The organism is Mesorhizobium sangaii, from assembly GCF_014207355.1.
Taxonomy (GTDB): Bacteria; Pseudomonadota; Alphaproteobacteria; order Rhizobiales; family Rhizobiaceae; genus Mesorhizobium; species Mesorhizobium sangaii.
Window position 1 is genome coordinate 282,922 of the sequence record NZ_JACHEF010000007.1, and the last position, 17,474, is coordinate 300,395.

A 17,474-nucleotide genomic window follows, 5' to 3' on the forward strand; every position below is an offset into this window, starting at 1 on the left:
GCAAGCCGCTGCCTTGCAGGTTAGCTTCCCGATCGATAGGAGCGACCTGCGTTCGCCCGGACGCACAAAAGACGCTCCAACATTTGAATTTGTGCTGCCAGGAGGCCTTGCTTGATTATCGTTATCGGCTCGATCAACCTCGACCTGATCGCCAATGTCGAACGCTTGCCGAGCCCTGGCGAAACAGTGGCCGGCTCAAGCTTTGTCACCGCGCCCGGCGGCAAAGGCGCCAACCAGGCGCTGGCTGCGGCACGCGCCGGCGCCCCGGTGCGCATGGTCGGCGCAGTCGGCAAGGACAGCTTCGCCGCCGAGGCGCTGGCATTGCTGCGCGACGGCAAGGTCGATCTGTCCGGCGTCGCCGAGACTTTTGCGTCGACGGGCACAGCTCTGATCATGGTCGGCGACGACGGCGAGAACGTCATCGCCGTGGTGCCGGGCGCCAACGCGTCCGTATTGCCCGGCGACCTCTCCAAAGCCTTCTTCAAAAAGGGCGATGTCGTACTCCTGCAGCATGAGATCCCGCTGGCGACCGTCGAGGCCGCGCTCGACCAGGCAAGGGCGGCCAGCGCCATCACCGTGCTCAACACCGCGCCTTTCCAGGGCGAAGCAGCGGCCTTTCTTGCCAAGGCCGACTATGCCATTGCCAACGAAACCGAATTCGACCTCTATGGCGAGGCGCTGTCGCTCAACGGCCGCGATCGGGCGGCGCGCATGCGCGACTATGCCGGGAAGACCGGCCGCACCATCGTCGTCACGCTCGGCGGTGACGGCGTGATGGCCGCGACGCCAAGCGATTTCCTGACCGTTCCGGCAATGAAGATCACCCCTGTCGACACGGTCGGCGCCGGCGACACGTTCTGCGGTTATTTTGCCGCCGGCCTGGCGTCCGGCCTGGCGCTCGAACAGGCGCTGGCGCGCGCCGGCGCGGCCGGCTCGCTGGCCTGCCTGAAGCCTGGCGCCCAACCGGCGATTCCGCTGGCCAAGGATGTCGACCAGGCGTTGCAGGAAACGCGTTGAGATGCTGCGCCCTCAGACGAAACATGCCGTGGCGCCGGCCGGCGACATCTGTCGCCTGTCCGCGGTCGCACTTGCCGACGCGATCCGCCAAAAGAAACTTTCCGTCCGCGAGGTGGTGACGGCATTCCTCGACCGGATCGAGGCGGTCAACCCGCTGGTCAACGCCATCGTCTCCTTGCGTGACCGCGGCGACATCCTGCGTGAGGCCGACGCTGCCGATGCCCGGCCGGCAGATGCCGAAACCGGCTCGTTGTTCGGCCTACCGATCGCCATCAAGGACCTCGCCTCGACCACGGGCCTCAGGACCTCGCTCGGCTCGCCGATCTTCGCCGATTTCGTGCCGCAGGAGGATGATTTCTTCGTCGAGCGTATCCGCAACGCCGGCGCCATCATCATCGGCAAGACCAACGTTCCGGAATTCGGGCTTGGCTCCAACACCTACAACAATGTGTTCGGACCGACGCTTAACGCCTTCGATCCGGCGCTTACCGCCGGCGGCTCGAGTGGTGGCGCGGCGGTGGCGCTGGCACTCGACATGCTGCCTGTCGCCGATGGCAGCGACTTCGGCGGCTCGCTGCGCAACCCGGCGGCCTGGAACAATGTTTTTGGCTTCCGCCCGTCGCAAGGGCTCGTTCCCGGCGGACCCGACGTCGAGGTCTTTCATGCGCAGATGGGTGTCGATGGGCCGATGGGGCGCAACGTCCGCGACATGGCCCTGCTGCTCGACGTGCAGGCGGGCTTTCATCCACACGCGCCATTGTCCTATGAGAAACCTGGCTCGTTCCTCGATGGGCTTGGAACGGTGACGCCTGGCGGCTGCATCGCCTGGTTCGGCGACCTCGGCGGTCATCTGCCGGTCGAAGCCGGGATTCTCGATCTCTGCGAGACCGAGCTCGGCCGGTTGGCGGACGCGTCCTCCTTCCCTTGGCAACCTCTGCAGCCGGATTTCGATTTCGAAGCGCTGTGGCAGGCTTTTGTCACACTGCGGCAGGCCAGCAGCGGCTGTGCGCTCAAAACCCACTACGACGATCCCTCGAAGCGTGGCCTGCTCAAGCAGGAAGCCGTCTGGGAGTTAGAGAACGCGATGCGGCTGACGGCGCCGCAGATCCGCGAGGCCTCGGTCGTCCGCACATCCTGGCATCGCACGCTGCTGTCGATCTTCGACCGCTTTGATCTGATCGCGCTGCCGACCGCGCAGGTCTTCCCCTTCGATGTCGGCACGCCGTGGCCGCGCGAGGTCGCCGGACGGGCGATGGACAGCTACCACCGCTGGATGCAGGTTTCCGCATTCGCCACCCTGGGCGGTTGCCCGGCGGTCAACGTGCCGGTCGGCTTCGACGACAGGGGCCGGCCGATGGGCATGCAGTTGATCGGCCGGCCACGCGGCGATCTTGCCGTGCTCCGAGCGGCAGCCGCCTATGAGGCGACGCTGCCCTGGCAGACCGGCGCCTGAACCGGTGCATGGCGTATCGCGGCGCTTCGCGTACCGGCTTGCACCGGCTGCGCTGCCATGCATTGATTGTCGACAGCCCGCGCCGCCCTGGCGGCATCCCTGAGGAAAAATCATGTCGCTGGAACTCTACGCCGCCTATGTCCTCGCTTGCATCGTCATCATCCTGGTGCCCGGCCCAACGGTCACGCTGATCATCGCCAACAGCATCCGCCATGGCTCCCGCGCCGGGCTCGCCAATGTCGGCGGCACGCAGGCCGGGCTTGCGGTGATGATCGCCATCGTCGGCATCGGCCTCAACACGCTGATCTCGGGCATGGGCCACTGGTTCGAATGGGTGCGGCTGATCGGCGCCGCCTATCTGATCTGGATGGGCGTGCAGATGTTCCGTTCCAAGGGCACGCTGAACGCCGATGGAACGGCGAGGAAACCGCGCGGCGGCTTCTTCCTGCAGGGCCTGCTGGTGGCGCTCAGCAACCCCAAGACGCTGGTGTTCTTCGGCGCCTTCTTTCCGCAATTCATCGCGCCTCAGGGCAATTACTCGCTTCAGATCGTCGTCATGGGCCTCACAGCCATGATCTTCGCCGCCATATCGGATTCGACCTATGCACTGGCCGCCGGCCGTGCCGGGCGCCTGCTGTCGGCCAGCCGCATCAAGCTCATGTCCAGGGTCAGCGGCAGCTTCCTGGTCGGCGGCGGCCTATGGCTGGCGTTTTCACGGTCGAAGTAGGCAACGCCTTCCTTCTCCCTTGTGGGAGAAGGTGGATCGGCGCGCAGCGCCGAGACGGTTGAGGGGTGCTGGAAGAAATGAGACGTTGGTGTTTTCTGGAACACCCGTCATCCGGCCGAGCTTCGCTCGGCCACCTTCTCCCACAAGGGGAGAAGGTGAAAGTCGGCCCTAAAGCCGCCCCAGCCTCTCGACCAGCAGGGCGAAGAAGCCATCATGGTCGATGTCGCGCATCACCATGGCGTTCTTCGGCCGCTTGGTCACCCCCCACCAGTCGATGACGGTCATGCCCATGGTCAGTTCCGAGGCGGTTTCAACGCTGACATTGCAGCTGCGGCCCTTGAACAGCTCCGGCTTCAACAGATAGGCGATGACGCAGGGGTCGTGCAGTGGCCCGCCGTCGGTGCCGTATTTCTCCTCGTCGAAGCGCTCGAAGAATTCCAGCATGTCGGCGGTCGCCGTTCCGACCTTGGTGCCGAGTTCGCGGAAGGCCTGCGTGCGCTTTGCGGTGGTCAGCGCCTTGTGCGTGACGTCGAGCGGCATCATCACGATCGGAATGCCGGATTTGAGCACGACGTCGGCTGCTTGCGGATCGACATAGATGTTGAACTCGGCGGACGGCGTGACATTGCCGCCTTCGAAGAAGCCGCCGCCCATCAGCACGATTTCCTTGATGCGCGGTGCAATGCGCGGTTCGCGGATCAGCGCCAGCGCAATGTTGGTGAGCGGGCCGAGCGCGCAAAGCGTGATGGTGCCGCTCTCTTCCTTCATCAGCGTCTCGACGATGAAATCGACGGCATACTGGTCCTGCAGCTTCATCGTCGGTTCGGCCAATTGCGGCCCGTTGAGACCGGTCTTGCCATGCACTTCCTCGGCGGTGACCAGTTCGCGCATCAACGGCCGGATGGCGCCGGCATAGACCTTGATGTCCGGCCGGCCGGCCAGCTCGCAGATCTTGCGGGCGTTCTTTTCGGTAAGCTTCAGCGGCACGTTGCCGGCAACGGCTGATATGCCAACGATCTCCAACTCGGAGCTGCCGAGCGCCAGCAATATGGCGACGGCGTCATCCTGGCCGGGATCCGTGTCGATGATGATCTTGCGTAATTGAGGCATTTCAATTCCTTGTTTGGCGAAGCCATGGACTTGGGATGAATCCGGGATGACGCCGAAGCGGCTGCGAACTGCCAAGTCGAACCGCTCGACCGGGGAAGACAATCCCGACCTGCGCGCTTCTCCTTGCATCTGCTGGCCGTTTCAAGCGCCATGTCGATCATTCCTGTGAGTCCACGACCTGGTCTTTTTGGGCGGGTCTTTTGATGGCTTGAACTTGGTCGCGGGGCGGACCATATCAAGACCACCGGGAAAAATGCCATCTGGGTTTTTCCACTTTATGTCGCTCTACAGAGGACAGTGTAACATGAGCCGAATGACGCCCTTTTCCAGCCCGCTTCTCCTTGGTTTCGACGCCATGGAAAAGACCCTGGAACGCCTGGCGAAGTCCGGTGACAGCTACCCTCCCTACAACATCGAACGCCTCGGCGGCGCCGACGGCAAGACCGAAAGGTTGCGCATCACATTGGCGGTCGCCGGTTTCGCCGAAAGCGATCTCGATGTCACCACGGAGGAAAACCAGCTGGTCGTGCGCGGCCGTCAGACCGACGACACCGAGCGCGAGTTTCTTCATCGCGGCATCGCCGCGCGCCAGTTCCAGCGCTGTTTCGTGCTGGCCGACGGCATGCGGGTGATCGCGGCGGAACTGAAGAACGGCCTTTTGTCGATCGACCTCGATCGGCCGGAGTCCGAACGGCTGGTACGGAAAATAAATATATCGGTGAAAGACTGATCTTTACCGATGGCTCTCATGCGGGATGGCCTTGAGCGGCGTCCTCGCGCCAAGGAGGCTTTGAAATGACCAGAACTGATGAAAATCTCACCATGACCAGCGGCGAATTCGCCCATCTCGGCGAGGGCTCGGTCGCCTATCTGCGCAAGGTCTCGAGCGACGAGTTGCTCGGCCGTTTCCCGAACCTCGGTGAAATCGCGCCCGGCATGGAACTGTGGGCGCTGTTTGCCGCCAATGGGCAGCCGATTCTGCTTTCGGATGCGCGTGACCGCGCGCTGGCCGGCGCCATGGAAAACGACCTCACCACGGTCGCCATTCACTAAACCCGGCGCGCCGGGCTTAATTGGACAGGGCCGCCGGTGGCGGCCCTTGGCTGGCTGTTCCAATCAGAAAATGTCAGGCCGCGTGCGAGGCCTGGGTATCCGACAAAAGCGCGTGGATTGCCGCGGCGTCACGCGTCCCTCTGATCTTGGCAACCGTGTCGGCGTCGCGCAGCACCCGCGCGATGCGCGACAAGGCCTTGAGATGGTCGGCGCCGGCCCCTTCCGGCGCCAGCAGCAGAAACACCAGATCGACCGGCTGATCGTCCAGCGATTCGAAATCGACCGGCGTCTCCAGCCGTGCGAAAACGCCGGCTATGCGCTTCACACCGGCCAGCTTGCCATGCGGGATGGCGATACCGTTGCCGACGCCCGTCGAGCCCAGCCGTTCGCGCTGCAGGATGGTGTCGAAAACTTCCCGCTCCGGAATGCCGGAAATCGCCGCTGCCCGTTCGGAAAGCAATTGCAACAGCTGCTTTTTTGAGTTCGCCTTCAACGCCGGCAGTATCGCCGGAACGTTGATTAGATCGCTCAGATCCATGCTTGAAAATCCCTTGTTCGCCTGCCGTCACCAGTCCTCACCCCTCGTGCGGCCGGCTCTTATCCTTGTGCGACCTTGGTCGTGGACGGGTCGATCCAGCCGATGTTTCCATCGGGCCGGCGATAGACGATGTTGAGATGGTCGTTTCCGGCGTTGCGGAAGACGAAGACCGGGCTGTCCTTGGTGTCCAGCTCGATGACTGCCGACGCCACCGACATGGTCTTCAGCGTCATGGTTGATTCGGCGACGATGGCCGGTGCGAAATTGTCCGGAATATCCTCGTCGTCATCAGCCAGCGGCGCCATCACCGTGTAGGCGATGTCGGTCGGTTCGCCATTGGCGGCGCCCGAATTGTGCGATTTCAGCCGGCGCTTGTAGCGCCTCAGGCGCGTTTCCAGGCGATCGGCGGCGGCCTCGAAGGCAACCGTCGGATCCTGGGCATCGCCGGTGGCCTGCAGCGAAGCGCCGGAATCCAGCCGGATCATGCAATCCGCCGAATAGCGCGAACCTGATTTGATGACCGTGACGTGTCCGGCAAAGCCGCGATCGAAATATTTGCCGATCGCTTCGCCGACACGATCGTTGATGCGTGTACGAAACGCATCGCCGATATCCATGTGTTTTCCCGATATGCGCAGATTCATCTGAAAACTGACCTTCCTTGCTCAGGCTTCAAACTCGCCCGAGTTTATACTCGTGGTCCGTGCGCACAAGCTTTGCGGCGTCACTCGCGCCGATTTTAAATCCGAACTTTCCGGTTGATCACAAGCCGCCCTTTTGACCGTCCCGAGGCCAACGTCGTGACGGACCATCCGCATGCGGGCATCTAGCCCGTCTCATGCGGGCGGGCTTCTAGCCACTTCGCCGCGGCTTGTCAATGAAGTGCTGGCCTGTGGAAAATCGAACCGTGTCAGCGACCGGCGCTGGCCAGCGCCCGTTTCTCGCGCCGACGCTGCACCGAGGAGGGAATATTCATGCCCTCCCGGTACTTGGCGACAGTGCGCCTGGCGATATCGACGCCACTCTCGCGCAACATGTCGACGATCGCATCGTCGGAAAGCACGTCAACGGGTTTTTCCTCGTCGATCAGCTGCTTGATGCGATCACGCACCGATTCCGAGGAATGCGCATCGCCGCCACCCGACGCGGCGATCGAGGCGGTGAAGAAGTACCGCAGTTCGAACACGCCGCGCGGCGTCAGCATGTATTTGTTCGCGGTGACCCGGCTGACGGTCGATTCGTGCATGCCGATGGCATCGGCCACCGTGCGCAGGTTGAGCGGCTTCAGCTGGCGCACGCCATGGACGAGGAAGGCATCCTGCTGGCGAACGATCTCCGAGGCGACCTTGAGGATGGTCTTCGCCCGCTGGTCGAGACTGCGCGTCAGCCAGTTGGCGTTTTGCAGGCATTCGGCGAGGAAGTCCTTTTCCGCCTGGTTCTTCGCCTGCGGCGAAACCTGGGCGAAATAGATATGGTCGACCAGCACGCGCGGCAGCGTTTCGGCATTGAGCTCGACCGTCCAGCTGCCGTCATTGGCGGCACGCACCTCGACATCCGCGACGATGGCGTCGCTGGCGCCGCCCGAAAACGCCATGCCCGGCCGGGGATCGAGGGCACGGATCTCGGCCAGCATGTCGAGCAGATCCTCCTCGTCGACGCCGCAGATCCGCTTCAGGGCATGGAAATCGCGCCGTGCCAGCAGTTCCAGATTGGCGACCAGCGCCTTCATCGCCGGATCGAGCCGATCCCGCACGGCAAGCTGCAGCGACAGGCATTCGGCAAGGTCGCGGGCAAACAGGCCGGCCGGCTCGAAAGTCTGGCACACCGCCAGCACCTTTCTCACCGCGGCAGCGTCCGTACCGAGACGCGCAGCGATCTCGGCCAGGTCGCCGCGCAGATAGCCGGTCTCGTCGAGGCCATCGGCCAGGTCGGCGGCGATCAGCCGTGCCGCCGGATCGACGAAGGCGAGCGCCACCTGTTCGCCGACATGGTCGCGCAGCGTAATCGCCGCGGCCGCCATGTCGCCGGCATCAATGCCCTCGGATGAGGAATTCGCACCACTGCCGGAAGCCGATTTCCATTGCGCCGTCAGGTCGGGACCGAGCCGCTCGCTCGTCCCCGGATCGTCGGGAAACAGGTTTTCCAGCGACGTGTCGAGCTTGTCCGAGATCGCCTCGGCGCTCCACTGCGTCTCGTTTTCGAACCAGTCGCCGTCGGCGGCGGCGGCTTGCGGCTCCACCTCGATCTTCTGCGACGGGTCGCCGGCGGCATCGTCCTGCGGCTCGGCGCGCTCCAGCAGCGGATTGCGCTCGATTTCGTCGTCGATGAAATGCTCGAGCTCGGTATGGGTGAACTGCAGCAGCCGAATCGACTGCATCAGTTGCGGCGTCATCACCAGCGACTGCGATTGTCGTAGCTGTAGTTTCGCCGCCAACGCCATTGTCTGGTTTCAAACGCCTCGTCTACGCATCCGGGCTTCCGGATAGGAATTTTTGCAGCGGGTCATAGAAACTGGCCCAGCTTTTGCTTGTCAAGGCGATAGCTAGCAAAACTCACTTACCGGAGCGTTATCTGGCGGCAAAATCGGAGAAAAAGCGCGGTGAAGACACCAAAAATCGTGTCAGGAAACAAATTTCACGCTCAGAGCGTAAAGCCCTCGCCGAGATAGAGCCGGCGGACATCCGGGTTTGCCACCACTTCGTCGGCCCGGCCATGGGTCAGCACCTGACCGGCATGGATGATGTAGGCGCGGTCGATCAGGCCGAGCGTTTCGCGCACATTGTGATCGGTGATGAGGACGCCGATGCCGCGCGCCGTCAGGTGACGCACCAGCTGCTGGATATCGGCAACGGCGATCGGATCGATGCCGGCAAAAGGCTCGTCGAGCAGCATGTAGGCCGGGCGCGTTGCCAGCGCACGCGCGATTTCCAGGCGCCGCCGCTCGCCGCCGGAAAGCGACATGGATGGCGCCTTGCGCAGATGGCTGATGTGGAATTCCTCGAGCAGTTCGTCGAGATTGCGTTCGCGCTCCTTGCGGCTCTTTTCGACCACTTCGAGCACGGCACGGATATTCTGCTCGACACTCAGGCCGCGGAAGATCGAGGCCTCCTGCGGCAGATAGCCGATGCCGAGGCGCGCACGACGGTACATCGGCATCGAGGTGACGTCGAAGCCGTCGATCTCGATCGTGCCCTCATCCACCGGTACCAGGCCGGTGACCATGTAGAAGCAGGTCGTCTTGCCGGCGCCGTTGGGGCCGAGCAGTCCGACGGCCTCGCCGGCGCGCACGCCGATGGTGACGCCGCTGACGACCTTGCGGCCCTTGTAGCTCTTGGTCAGACCCTTGGCGATCAGGGTTCCCTTGAACTTTCCCGTATCGACGGTCGCCGTGGGCGGCGCCGAAAGCTTGCCGGCGGCCCGTCCCGGAAGACGCGCCGTCAGCGACGACAGGCTGGCCATCAGGGGTTCGCCGCTCCCGATTTCGGCGGCGGTGTGATCGACATCTGGACGCGTTGCCCAGCGCATGGATCAACCTGGGCCAGCCCGGTTTTCATCTGCACGACGAGCTTGCAGCCAACCAGGACGTTATCGTTTTGCGACAGGACGACCTTTTTGCCCGAAAGCACCAGAACCTGGCTCTTCATGTCGAAGCTGCCTTGATCGCCGGTGGCGATCTGCGCGTCCGACTTGATGTAAACCTTGTCGGCGATCTCCAGGTGATCGATGTTGGCCGAGCCGGTCATCGCCGCGCCCGCGGCTTCCGTGCCCTTGGCCGCGGCATTGGGATCCTTGACGTAGTAGACCGTCATCTTGCCGGCCTTCATTAATGTCGGCCCCTGGACGACGCTGACATTGCCCGTGAAGATGGCGACATTTTCGGCCTGGCGGACTTCCAGCTTGTCGCTTTCGATCTGGATTGGCTTGTCGCCGGACAGTTTGAGACCTGATTGGCTGGTGGACTGCGCCAATGACGGCACCAGCCCGAGCAGCAGCAACGCCGAAGTTGCAGCCGCGAGCCGCGTCGAACTACTGAGCCGCATTGGTTTCTCCGCTGTTTCCCTCTGCCGTCTTCAAGGCGGCGGAATCGATGTTGACGCGCACTTTGTTCTCGAAAACCAGAACCTTGCCATTGTCCTGGACCGACATCGAATCCGCCGTGATCCGTGACCCCTCACGGCTGACATCGACGGGATCTCCCGTCTTCATAGTGCCTTTGCCCATGTCGAGGAAGACCGATTTGAACTTGGCCTGCATGCCGTCGGTTGTGGTGATGTCAACGTCGCTGGTCAGGTTCATCGTATTGCCGTTGCGATCGTAGGTGCCGTGCGAGGCTTTGATCGCCGCGATATTGTCAGGTCCGACCGGGATCTTGGCGTCGATGCCTTCCAGTTCGATGATGCCTTGCGTGCTGACGTCCTGGATGGCGCGCAGCGCCGTCATCGAATAGGGCTGCTTCTGCTTGGTGAAACCGTTGAGCTTGGGATTGGCCATCACCAGCTTGCCGTTGGAAAAAGCAGTGCCTTCCGCCTGGACCGCGACTGAGACCGGTGCGGCAAGATAGGAATAGACCGGGAAAGCGACGGCGATCAGTACCGCGGCCAGCGGCACGGCAAACTTGAGAACGCGCACGCGGCGCGAATGACGCTGGGCGCGGTCGAAAGCATCGCCACGCATCCGGACGTCCGCCGGGGGAGCCAACTCCGTCTCGGCGTTGGTCGATTCAATCGGTCGCGCTAACATTCAACGCTTTCTTCTAACCCCTTGCCCACCCGCGAGCACCGCCTATAGGTGGGACGCCGCCGCCTTCAAGCAAGCACAAGCCCATGAAAACTGCAAAAATGTGACAGCCGCGTTTGTACAGATGAAAATGAGATCCGCACAACTGCCCGTTCTTCATAGCAGAAACAGACACGCGGCGTAAAATTTATCAGCTGCCGATCTTCGCCGCCAGACCTCGCGGCGATTGCACAAATACGTGAAGAGACCTGTGCCTCGAGAGGGGCAGAGCCCGCCCTGACCTGCCCGATGGCGCATCCGGCATGGCCAACTCGACTGTCCGCGCGAATTGTCTTGTTGCGCCGGAAAAGAGAATTGCTTCCAGATGAGAAGATGATGGTCTAAAAGCGTCTCCTCCCGCCGACTGAAAGGCTGACCATGGCACTGAGAGCCGACGACCTGATCGACCGCCGCCGCTTGCGGCGCAAGCTGACATTCTGGCGGGTTGCCGCCATCGGCATCGTAGCACTTGGGGTGATTGCGCTTTCAACCTGGTTCTATGGCGACGATTTCACCGGCTCGGCCGTCGACCATATCGCCAAGGTCAAGATCGAAGGCACCATCACCGAGGACGAGGAGTTGATCAAGCGGCTGGAAACCATCCGCCAGTCGTCGAAGGTGAAAGGCGTTATCCTGTCGATCGATTCGCCTGGCGGCACCACGGTCGGCGGTGAATCGATCTATGAAGAAGTGCGCAAGCTGGCCGGCGACAAGCCGGTGGTCGCGGAAGTCGGCACGCTTGCCGCATCGGCGGGCTACATGATCGCCAGTGCCGCCGATCATATCGTTGCCCGCAAGACCTCGATCGTCGGCTCGATCGGCGTGCTGATCCAGTATCCTGATGTCAGCGGCCTGATGGACAAGCTCGGCGTCAAGCTGGAGGAAGTGAAATCCTCGCCGCTGAAAGCGTCGCCATCTCCCTTCAAGCCGACCAATGACGACGAGCGCGCCATGGTCCGCAAGCTCATCCTCGACAGCTACGACTGGTTCGTCGGCATCGTCGCCGAGCGCCGCAAGATGACCCGCGAGCAAGCACTGGCGCTCGCCGATGGCTCGATCTTCACCGGCCGCCAGGGCGTCGCCAATGGGCTGATCGATGCTGTCGGCGGCGAGACCGAAGCGGTCGACTGGCTGGCGACCAAGGGCGTCGATGCCAAACTGAAGGTCGTCGAGTGGAAGAATACGGAACGGCGCGGCGGCTTCCTGTTCTCGAAAGCGATGGCGCAAACCATCGGCAGCGCGCTCGGTCTGCCCGCCTACAGCGGCGATGTCATTCATGAACTCGGCGCCGACCGCTTGTTTCTTGACGGTCTCGTTTCCGTCTGGCACCCTTGAGCTGCCGTTTGGGGCAAGTGAAAAAGCAAATAAAATCATCCTCATAATTTTGACCGTACTGCTTTCACGGGGACCCGTCTGATGATCAAGTCCGAACTTGTGCAGATTATTGCCACGCGCAATCCGCATCTTTTCCTGCGCGACGTCGAAAACATCGTCGGCGCGATCTTCGATGAGATCACCGACGCTCTTGCCGAAGGCAATCGCGTCGAGCTGCGCGGCTTCGGTGCTTTTTCGGTGAAAAACCGTCCCGCCCGCACCGGCCGCAATCCACGCACCGGCGAATCTGTCGAGGTCGAGGAGAAATGGGTGCCGTTCTTCAAGACCGGCAAGGAGCTGCGTGAAAGGCTGAACGGCGGCAAGTAGGCGCGGCGTCAGCGCCAGCCAGCCTTTCCGACGGAAAACATCATGTTCAATCGCTTCATGCTCATCGTGGTCTTCGTGCCCCTGGCGATCATCCTGATCGCGCTCGCCGTCGCCAATCGCGAAATGGTCGCCTTCACGCTGGACCCGTTCAACCCCGGCAATCCAAAGCTGACGCTGACCTTGCCGCTGTTCATCTTCCTGTTCCTGGCGCTCGCCATCGGCATGATCGTCGGCAGCCTGGCAACCTGGGTCAAGCAGGGCCGCTACCGCAAGCTGGCGCGCCAGCGTGGCGTCGAAGCCGAGAACCTGCGCCAGGCGGTCAGCCGCGCGCCGGCGGCACCACAAGGAACGGCCCAAGGGTCAGCCCAGGCATCGGCCTTGCCGAAGCCAACCACTTGAACCGCCGGTTGGCGGTTTTCTCCCGCGGAGTTTTCCATGCTGACCATTTCGGCCGCCGAGGTCGATCACGCGCTGACCTTTTCCGGACTGGTGGAGACGCTGCGCACGGCCTTTCGCGAGGGTGCCGTACAGCCGGTAAGGCATCACCATACGGTCGAACGGCCCGACGGCGCCGCCTCGACGCTGCTTTTGATGCCGGCCTGGACCGACTTCAACGCCGCAGGCACGTCGGCCGGCGGTCACATCGGCGTCAAGATCGTTACCGTCTCGCCTGACAACAACGCTATCGGCAAGCCCGCGGTGATGGGACTCTATCTCCTGCTCGACGGCGCCACCGGCGAACCGGAAGCCTTGATCGACGGCCAGCGGTTGACACAGTGGCGCACGGCCTGCGCCTCGGCGCTGGCCGCTTCCTACCTCGCTCGCGAGGACACCTCGCGGCTGCTTGTGGTCGGCGCCGGCGCGCTGTCGCCCTTTCTCGCCAAGGCGCATTGCGCCGTGCGGCCGATCAAGACAATCCGCATCTGGAACCGCACTCCGGCCAATGCCGAGAAAGTCGCTGCCGATCTGCGCGCCGAAGGCTTCACGGCCAGCGCGGCAAGCGATCTCGATGCCGAGCTTGGGCAGGCCGACATCGTCTCCTCGGCGACGATCACGACGACGCCGCTGATCAAGGGCGCACTGTTGCAACCGGGAACCCATGTCGACCTTGTCGGCGGCTTTACCCCGACGATGCGCGAAAGCGATGATGACGCGATCGCGACTGCCCGCGTCTATGTCGACACCCGCGCCGGCGCCACCAAGGAGGCCGGCGACATCGTTCAGCCACTCGCCTCCGGCGTGCTTAAGCCGGACGCCATCGTCGCCGATCTGCACGAATTGGCGCGTGGCGAGAAGAAGGGTCGTGAGAGCGCCAGTGAGATCACGCTGTTCAAGTCGGTCGGCGCAGCACTCGAGGACCTTGCCGCCGGCATTGCCGTCTACAAGGCGCTCGTGGCTTAGTTTACCGCCACCGCCGTTTTGGCGCCCATCGCCTCGGCGATCAGCGAAAAATCATGCGCGCTGATTTCGAAAAGGCCGAAGCGCAGCTGATAGCCCCAGTTGGACTTGCCGGCGCTGAAGTCCAGCCTGTCGAGCAACGGCTTGATCGGAGTTTCCTCGGCCGTTGCCCAGGCGACATCGCGGCGGAACGGCGTGAAGCCACCGCCCATATCGCCCTGATAGGGCTCGCCTTCCCGCACCGTGCCAATTGCCGTGAACGCTTGCAGTCCGTCTTTCTTGCCGAGAAATGTGGTTGGCGAATAATAGGCGATACCGTCACCAGGCTTGACGCGGCGCAGGGGTGCTGCCTTGCCGTGATTGACCTGCATGAAGCCGCCCTGGCGCCCGCGCCGGACATGTTCGGCCGACGCCACCGCGATCCAATGCGCACTCATTTCTGTCCCCCATTGGCCTGTTCCCCATCGGACAGCCAGTAGACGCGCAGGCGATGGTTGTCGGGATCGAGCGCGACGAAGGTGCGGCCGAAATCCAAGTCGGTCGGCGTCTGCAGGATCTTCAACCCGCGCCCGGCCCAGTCGGCATGGGCGGCATCGACCGCGTCGGGCGTATCCAGCGCAAAGACGATTTCGGCGCCGCCGCCTGCCGCGGCTGCGGCCGGCTCCACCGTATGGCGCGACCAGAGGCCGAGCTTGAAGCCCGCGTCGAGCACGAACAGCACGAAGGTCGGCGTACTTTCGACCGGCTCGCGACCGAGCAGCGCGCTGTAGAAGGCGCCGCTCTGCTGCGGTTGGTCGACATAGAGGATGATGAAATTCGGCGTTGTCATGTCTGCTCTCCAAGGTTCCAGTGTTTCGACTTGGCGACCATAGAATGTGCTACTGTCAGATTCTGGCAGTATCCGTCACGAACCACGCGGCCACTAACTACGCGGCTTGTCGAGCGTCGCCCGCCATTCCTTGAGCAGTGCCTGCCGACGGCGCGGATAGCGCGTATCGGTGGTGTTGAGGCCGGATATGCGATCGGCGCGAAAATGTCGGAAATCCTGGCGCATCTCGCACCACGCCACCACGACACGCACCTTGTCGAAGAACCCCAGCGCAAACGGCCAGACCACCCGTTCGGAGGCCGCGCCGCCGGCGTCGCGGTACAAAAAGCCGAGCTTGCGCTCGTTGCGGATCGCCTGCCGCACGAGGCCGAGATCAATGCCCTCGATGGCTGCGGCCGGAGGCCCGACCAGCAGCGTACTCGCATCGAGATCCTCGCGCAGATCGTCCGGCAGCACGGCGGCGATCTTGGCCAGCGCGTTGGCGGCAGCGGCCGACAGACGCTGGTCCGGCTGCTTGGCGACCCAGCGCGAGCCGAGGACGATCGCTTCGATCTCCTCATCGCTGAACATCAGCGGCGGCAGCATGAAGCCAGGCTTGAGCACATAGCCCAGTCCTGCCTCACCCTCGATCGGCGCGCCCTGGCCCTGCAGCGTAGCGATGTCGCGGTAGAGCGTGCGGATCGAGATCCCAAGCTCATCGGCTAGCGCTTGTCCGCTCACCGGCCGGCGGTGCCGGCGCAGCGTCTGGATCAGGTCGAGCAGGCGTTCAGAGCGGGACATATCGAAGACTTGCCTGTTTCTTTGACAATGGTCCATCGTCGGCCGACACAAACCGGAGGGGCTTGCGCGGCGGACTTGGTTGCGAAGCAGGTTGGCCTATGCCAAAAGCGGCCACGCCGCTCGGAGTTGCTCCCGCTTGAAGTCTTTCCGCGACAAACGCCGCGACAACCGTCCGCATCAATCCGCGAAGGGTGCGGGGGACCAGTCACGTCCGCCTGCCGGCCGCGCTTCCGCCAGGCCGGAACCGCAGCCGCGCGAGCGGCTTGAGGCGAAGGCCGAAGACCGCTCCGAGCCGAAAACGACGCCGCGCATCCTTGCCCGACGCGATGGCGCCCTGCCAACCGAGCATCTTCCTGTGATCCTCGAAGTGGCGCCGAATGCCGATTATGCGCTGCTGGACAGCGGCGCCGGGCAGAAGCTCGAGCAATACGGCCCCTACCGGATCGTGCGGCCCGAGGGCCAGGCGATCTGGCAAAAGGCCTTGCCGGCAAAGGACTGGGAGCGCGCCGACGCCATTTTCACCGGCGATACCGACGAGGAAGGCATCGGCCGCTGGCGGTTCCCGAAGACGCCGCTCGGCGAGACCTGGCCGATGAAGCATGACGGCATCGACTATCTCGGCCGTTTCACCTCGTTTCGCCATGTCGGTGTCTTTCCGGAACAGGCCTCGCACTGGGACCACATGGCCGGGCTGATCGCGGCGGCCAAGCGACCGGTCAAGGTGCTGAACCTGTTCGGTTATACCGGTCTAGCCTCGCTGGTGGCGGCCCGCGCCGGCGCCGAGGTCACCCATGTCGATGCCTCGAAGAAGGCGATCGGCTGGGCCCGTGAAAACCAGGAAATGGCCGGGCTCGGCAGCAAACCAATTCGTTGGATCGTCGACGACGCCGTGAAATTCGCCGAACGTGAGGAACGCCGTGGCAGCCGCTACGACATCATCCTGTTCGACCCGCCGGCCTATGGCCGCGGCCCCAAGGGTGAGGTCTGGCAATTGTTCGAGGACCTGCCTGATTTGACCGACCTTTGCCGCGCGATCCTGACACCCAAACCACTCGCCGTGGTGCTGACCGCCTATTCGATCCGCGCCTCGTTCTTCGCCATCCATGCCTTGATGCGCGACGCCTTTGCCGGCATGGGTGGTGCGGTCGAATCGGGAGAGCTCATCATCCGTGAAAAGTCCGCCGGCCGGGCGCTTTCGACCTCATTGTTTTCGCGTTGGGTGGCCTGAATGAACGAGCGGCATGCAGGCGCACCCGGGCTGGTGAAGGAAGTCACCAGCCTCGCCAACCCGCTGGTCAAGGACATCAAGGCGCTCGCCCAGAAGAAATTCCGCGACCAGCAGAATGCCTTCATGGCCGAGGGGCTGAAGCTGGTCATCGATGCGCTCGATCTCGGCTGGCAGATCAGGACACTGGTTTTCGCCAAGGCCGGGCGCGGCAACGCCGCGGTGGAGAAGGTCGCTGCTCGTACGGTTGCCGCTGGTGGCACGGTGCTCGAAGTATCTGAAAAGGTGCTCGTCGCCATCACCCGCCGCGACAATCCGCAAATGGTGGTCGGCGTCTTCTCGCAAAAATTCCTGGCCTTGATGGATATCCGCGCCGACAATGGCGATGTCTGGGTGGCGCTCGACCGGGTGCGCGATCCCGGCAATCTCGGCACCGTCATCCGCACCATCGATGCTGTCGGCGCCAAGGGTGTCATCCTGGTCGGCGACACCACCGATCCCTTTTCCGTGGAAACCGTGCGCGCCACCATGGGTTCGATCTTTGCCGTGCCGGTGGCCAAGGCGACGACCGAGGCCTTCCTTGCCTGGCGAGGCGGATTTTCAGGCCTTGTCGCCGGCACGCACCTAAAGGGCGCGGTCGACTACCGCTCGGTCGATTTTTCCCGCGGCCCGGTGTTGCTGATGATGGGCAACGAGCAGCAGGGGCTGCCCGAAAGCCTGGCGGCGAGTTGCGACAGGCTGCTTAGAATTCCGCAGGCGGGCCGCGCCGATTCGCTCAATCTTGCGGTTGCCACCGGCATCATGCTGTTCGAGATACGCCGCGGCGCGCTGAAGCTCGAACCAATCGTGGACCAGCAATGAAGGTTG

Annotated in this window: 21 protein-coding genes; 11 read left to right on the forward strand and 10 right to left on the reverse strand. The window is 63.2% G+C overall.

Going from position 1 to position 17,474, the window contains the following annotated elements; genetic code table 11:
• Window positions 1-111 precede the first annotated feature (111 nt).
• From HNQ71_RS29010 to HNQ71_RS29020, 3 genes are all read left to right on the forward strand, one after another.
• The gene (locus tag HNQ71_RS29010; protein ID WP_184876891.1) at window positions 112-1,017 is read left to right on the forward strand and encodes a ribokinase; all 906 of its coding nucleotides are present in this window, start codon (window positions 112-114) and stop codon (window positions 1,015-1,017) included.
• Between the two features lies 1 nt (window position 1,018).
• Window positions 1,019-2,470 (forward strand): amidase, encoded by a 1,452-nt coding sequence (locus tag HNQ71_RS29015; protein WP_184876893.1) that lies wholly within the window; start codon window positions 1,019-1,021, stop codon window positions 2,468-2,470.
• Window positions 2,471-2,582: 112 nt separating this feature from the next.
• Window positions 2,583-3,197 (forward strand): LysE family translocator, encoded by a 615-nt coding sequence (locus HNQ71_RS29020; protein WP_184876896.1) that lies wholly within the window; start codon window positions 2,583-2,585, stop codon window positions 3,195-3,197.
• Between the two features lie 168 nt (window positions 3,198-3,365).
• On the opposite strand, the gene HNQ71_RS29025 is transcribed toward HNQ71_RS29020, so the two are convergent.
• Window positions 3,366-4,307, reverse strand: a complete 942-nt coding sequence (locus tag HNQ71_RS29025; protein WP_184876898.1) for a nucleoside hydrolase — start codon at window positions 4,305-4,307, stop codon at window positions 3,366-3,368.
• Between the two features lie 304 nt (window positions 4,308-4,611).
• Between HNQ71_RS29025 and HNQ71_RS29030 the strand changes: the two genes are divergently transcribed.
• Window positions 4,612-5,037: an Hsp20 family protein gene (locus HNQ71_RS29030; protein ID WP_184876900.1), complete on the forward strand. Its 426-nt coding sequence runs from the start codon at window positions 4,612-4,614 to the stop codon at window positions 5,035-5,037.
• Between the two features lie 65 nt (window positions 5,038-5,102).
• Window positions 5,103-5,360, forward strand: coding sequence for a BQ00720 family protein (locus tag HNQ71_RS29035; RefSeq protein ID WP_095084707.1), 258 nt, complete (start codon window positions 5,103-5,105; stop codon window positions 5,358-5,360).
• Between the two features lie 73 nt (window positions 5,361-5,433).
• Here the strand turns inward: HNQ71_RS29035 and ptsN are convergent, their stop codons facing one another.
• The 6 genes from ptsN to lptC all read right to left on the reverse strand — a co-directional run bounded on the left by ptsN (window position 5,434) and on the right by lptC (window position 10,638).
• Window positions 5,434-5,898 carry a PTS IIA-like nitrogen regulatory protein PtsN gene (gene ptsN, locus HNQ71_RS29040; protein WP_013529589.1) on the reverse strand — a complete coding sequence of 155 codons (465 nt, stop codon included), beginning with the start codon at window positions 5,896-5,898 and terminating at the stop codon, window positions 5,434-5,436.
• Window positions 5,899-5,957: 59 nt separating this feature from the next.
• Window positions 5,958-6,542, reverse strand: coding sequence for a ribosome hibernation-promoting factor, HPF/YfiA family (gene hpf / locus HNQ71_RS29045; RefSeq protein WP_184876902.1), 585 nt, complete (start codon window positions 6,540-6,542; stop codon window positions 5,958-5,960).
• A 266-nt stretch (window positions 6,543-6,808) separates the two neighbouring features.
• Entirely contained in the window at window positions 6,809-8,338 is a 1,530-nt protein-coding gene (gene rpoN / locus HNQ71_RS29050; RefSeq protein WP_184876904.1) for an RNA polymerase factor sigma-54, read from the reverse strand.
• Window positions 8,339-8,538: 200 nt separating this feature from the next.
• On the reverse strand, window positions 8,539-9,357 hold the full coding sequence (gene lptB, locus HNQ71_RS29055; RefSeq protein ID WP_184876906.1) for an LPS export ABC transporter ATP-binding protein: 819 nt from the start codon (window positions 9,355-9,357) through the stop codon (window positions 8,539-8,541).
• A complete protein-coding gene (locus HNQ71_RS29060) occupies window positions 9,357-9,938 on the reverse strand; it encodes an LptA/OstA family protein (RefSeq protein ID WP_184876908.1) in 582 nt (193 codons plus the stop codon). The genes lptB and HNQ71_RS29060 overlap by 1 nt, the downstream gene beginning before the upstream one ends.
• Complete coding sequence (lptC, locus tag HNQ71_RS29065; protein ID WP_184876910.1) at window positions 9,925-10,638, reverse strand: LPS export ABC transporter periplasmic protein LptC; 714 nt, start codon at window positions 10,636-10,638, stop codon at window positions 9,925-9,927. The genes HNQ71_RS29060 and lptC overlap by 14 nt, the downstream gene beginning before the upstream one ends.
• 414 nt (window positions 10,639-11,052) lie before the next feature.
• Between lptC and sppA the strand changes: the two genes are divergently transcribed.
• From sppA to lhpI, 4 genes are all read left to right on the forward strand, one after another.
• The gene (sppA, locus tag HNQ71_RS29070) at window positions 11,053-12,009 is read left to right on the forward strand and encodes a signal peptide peptidase SppA (protein ID WP_184876912.1); all 957 of its coding nucleotides are present in this window, start codon (window positions 11,053-11,055) and stop codon (window positions 12,007-12,009) included.
• 81 nt (window positions 12,010-12,090) lie between these two features.
• A complete protein-coding gene (locus tag HNQ71_RS29075; protein WP_006200394.1) occupies window positions 12,091-12,375 on the forward strand; it encodes an integration host factor subunit beta in 285 nt (94 codons plus the stop codon).
• Between the two features lie 42 nt (window positions 12,376-12,417).
• Complete coding sequence (locus tag HNQ71_RS29080; protein WP_184876914.1) at window positions 12,418-12,774, forward strand: DUF1049 domain-containing protein; 357 nt, start codon at window positions 12,418-12,420, stop codon at window positions 12,772-12,774.
• A 36-nt stretch (window positions 12,775-12,810) separates the two neighbouring features.
• A complete protein-coding gene (gene lhpI, locus HNQ71_RS29085; protein WP_184876916.1) occupies window positions 12,811-13,776 on the forward strand; it encodes a bifunctional Delta(1)-pyrroline-2-carboxylate/Delta(1)-piperideine-2-carboxylate reductase in 966 nt (321 codons plus the stop codon).
• Here the strand turns inward: lhpI and HNQ71_RS29090 are convergent.
• The 3 genes from HNQ71_RS29090 to HNQ71_RS29100 all read right to left on the reverse strand — a co-directional run bounded on the left by HNQ71_RS29090 (window position 13,773) and on the right by HNQ71_RS29100 (window position 15,382).
• A complete protein-coding gene (locus HNQ71_RS29090) occupies window positions 13,773-14,210 on the reverse strand; it encodes an EVE domain-containing protein (protein WP_184876919.1) in 438 nt (145 codons plus the stop codon). The genes lhpI and HNQ71_RS29090 overlap by 4 nt on opposite strands.
• A complete protein-coding gene (locus HNQ71_RS29095; protein ID WP_184876921.1) occupies window positions 14,207-14,602 on the reverse strand; it encodes a VOC family protein in 396 nt (131 codons plus the stop codon). Before HNQ71_RS29095 ends, HNQ71_RS29090 begins: the two co-directional genes overlap by 4 nt.
• Before the next feature lie 93 nt (window positions 14,603-14,695).
• On the reverse strand, window positions 14,696-15,382 hold the full coding sequence (locus HNQ71_RS29100) for a helix-turn-helix transcriptional regulator (RefSeq protein ID WP_184876924.1): 687 nt from the start codon (window positions 15,380-15,382) through the stop codon (window positions 14,696-14,698).
• A 136-nt stretch (window positions 15,383-15,518) separates the two neighbouring features.
• On the opposite strand from HNQ71_RS29100, the gene HNQ71_RS29105 reads away from it, so the two are divergent.
• Both HNQ71_RS29105 and HNQ71_RS29110 read left to right on the forward strand, forming a co-directional pair.
• Window positions 15,519-16,610, forward strand: a complete 1,092-nt coding sequence (locus HNQ71_RS29105) for an RsmD family RNA methyltransferase (RefSeq protein WP_184876926.1) — start codon at window positions 15,519-15,521, stop codon at window positions 16,608-16,610.
• Window positions 16,611-17,468, forward strand: coding sequence for a TrmH family RNA methyltransferase (locus tag HNQ71_RS29110; RefSeq protein ID WP_184876928.1), 858 nt, complete (start codon window positions 16,611-16,613; stop codon window positions 17,466-17,468).
• Window positions 17,469-17,474 lie beyond the last annotated feature (6 nt).

Coding starts and splice junctions, on each gene's coding strand:
- HNQ71_RS29015 (WP_184876893.1), top strand. CDS start 1,019: ATGCTGCGCCCTCAGACGAAACATGCCGTGGCGCCGGCCGGCGACATC.
- HNQ71_RS29020 (WP_184876896.1), top strand. CDS start 2,583: ATGTCGCTGGAACTCTACGCCGCCTATGTCCTCGCTTGCATCGTCATC.
- HNQ71_RS29025 (WP_184876898.1), bottom strand. CDS start 4,307: ATGCCTCAATTACGCAAGATCATCATCGACACGGATCCCGGCCAGGAT.
- HNQ71_RS29030 (WP_184876900.1), top strand. CDS start 4,612: ATGAGCCGAATGACGCCCTTTTCCAGCCCGCTTCTCCTTGGTTTCGAC.
- HNQ71_RS29035 (WP_095084707.1), top strand. CDS start 5,103: ATGACCAGAACTGATGAAAATCTCACCATGACCAGCGGCGAATTCGCC.
- ptsN (WP_013529589.1), bottom strand. CDS start 5,898: ATGGATCTGAGCGATCTAATCAACGTTCCGGCGATACTGCCGGCGTTG.
- hpf (WP_184876902.1), bottom strand. CDS start 6,542: ATGAATCTGCGCATATCGGGAAAACACATGGATATCGGCGATGCGTTT.
- rpoN (WP_184876904.1), bottom strand. CDS start 8,338: ATGGCGTTGGCGGCGAAACTACAGCTACGACAATCGCAGTCGCTGGTG.
- lptB (WP_184876906.1), bottom strand. CDS start 9,357: ATGGCCAGCCTGTCGTCGCTGACGGCGCGTCTTCCGGGACGGGCCGCC.
- HNQ71_RS29060 (WP_184876908.1), bottom strand. CDS start 9,938: ATGCGGCTCAGTAGTTCGACGCGGCTCGCGGCTGCAACTTCGGCGTTG.
- lptC (WP_184876910.1), bottom strand. CDS start 10,638: ATGTTAGCGCGACCGATTGAATCGACCAACGCCGAGACGGAGTTGGCT.
- sppA (WP_184876912.1), top strand. CDS start 11,053: ATGGCACTGAGAGCCGACGACCTGATCGACCGCCGCCGCTTGCGGCGC.
- HNQ71_RS29075 (WP_006200394.1), top strand. CDS start 12,091: ATGATCAAGTCCGAACTTGTGCAGATTATTGCCACGCGCAATCCGCAT.
- HNQ71_RS29080 (WP_184876914.1), top strand. CDS start 12,418: ATGTTCAATCGCTTCATGCTCATCGTGGTCTTCGTGCCCCTGGCGATC.
- lhpI (WP_184876916.1), top strand. CDS start 12,811: ATGCTGACCATTTCGGCCGCCGAGGTCGATCACGCGCTGACCTTTTCC.
- HNQ71_RS29090 (WP_184876919.1), bottom strand. CDS start 14,210: ATGAGTGCGCATTGGATCGCGGTGGCGTCGGCCGAACATGTCCGGCGC.
- HNQ71_RS29095 (WP_184876921.1), bottom strand. CDS start 14,602: ATGACAACGCCGAATTTCATCATCCTCTATGTCGACCAACCGCAGCAG.
- HNQ71_RS29100 (WP_184876924.1), bottom strand. CDS start 15,382: ATGTCCCGCTCTGAACGCCTGCTCGACCTGATCCAGACGCTGCGCCGG.
- HNQ71_RS29110 (WP_184876928.1), top strand. CDS start 16,611: ATGAACGAGCGGCATGCAGGCGCACCCGGGCTGGTGAAGGAAGTCACC.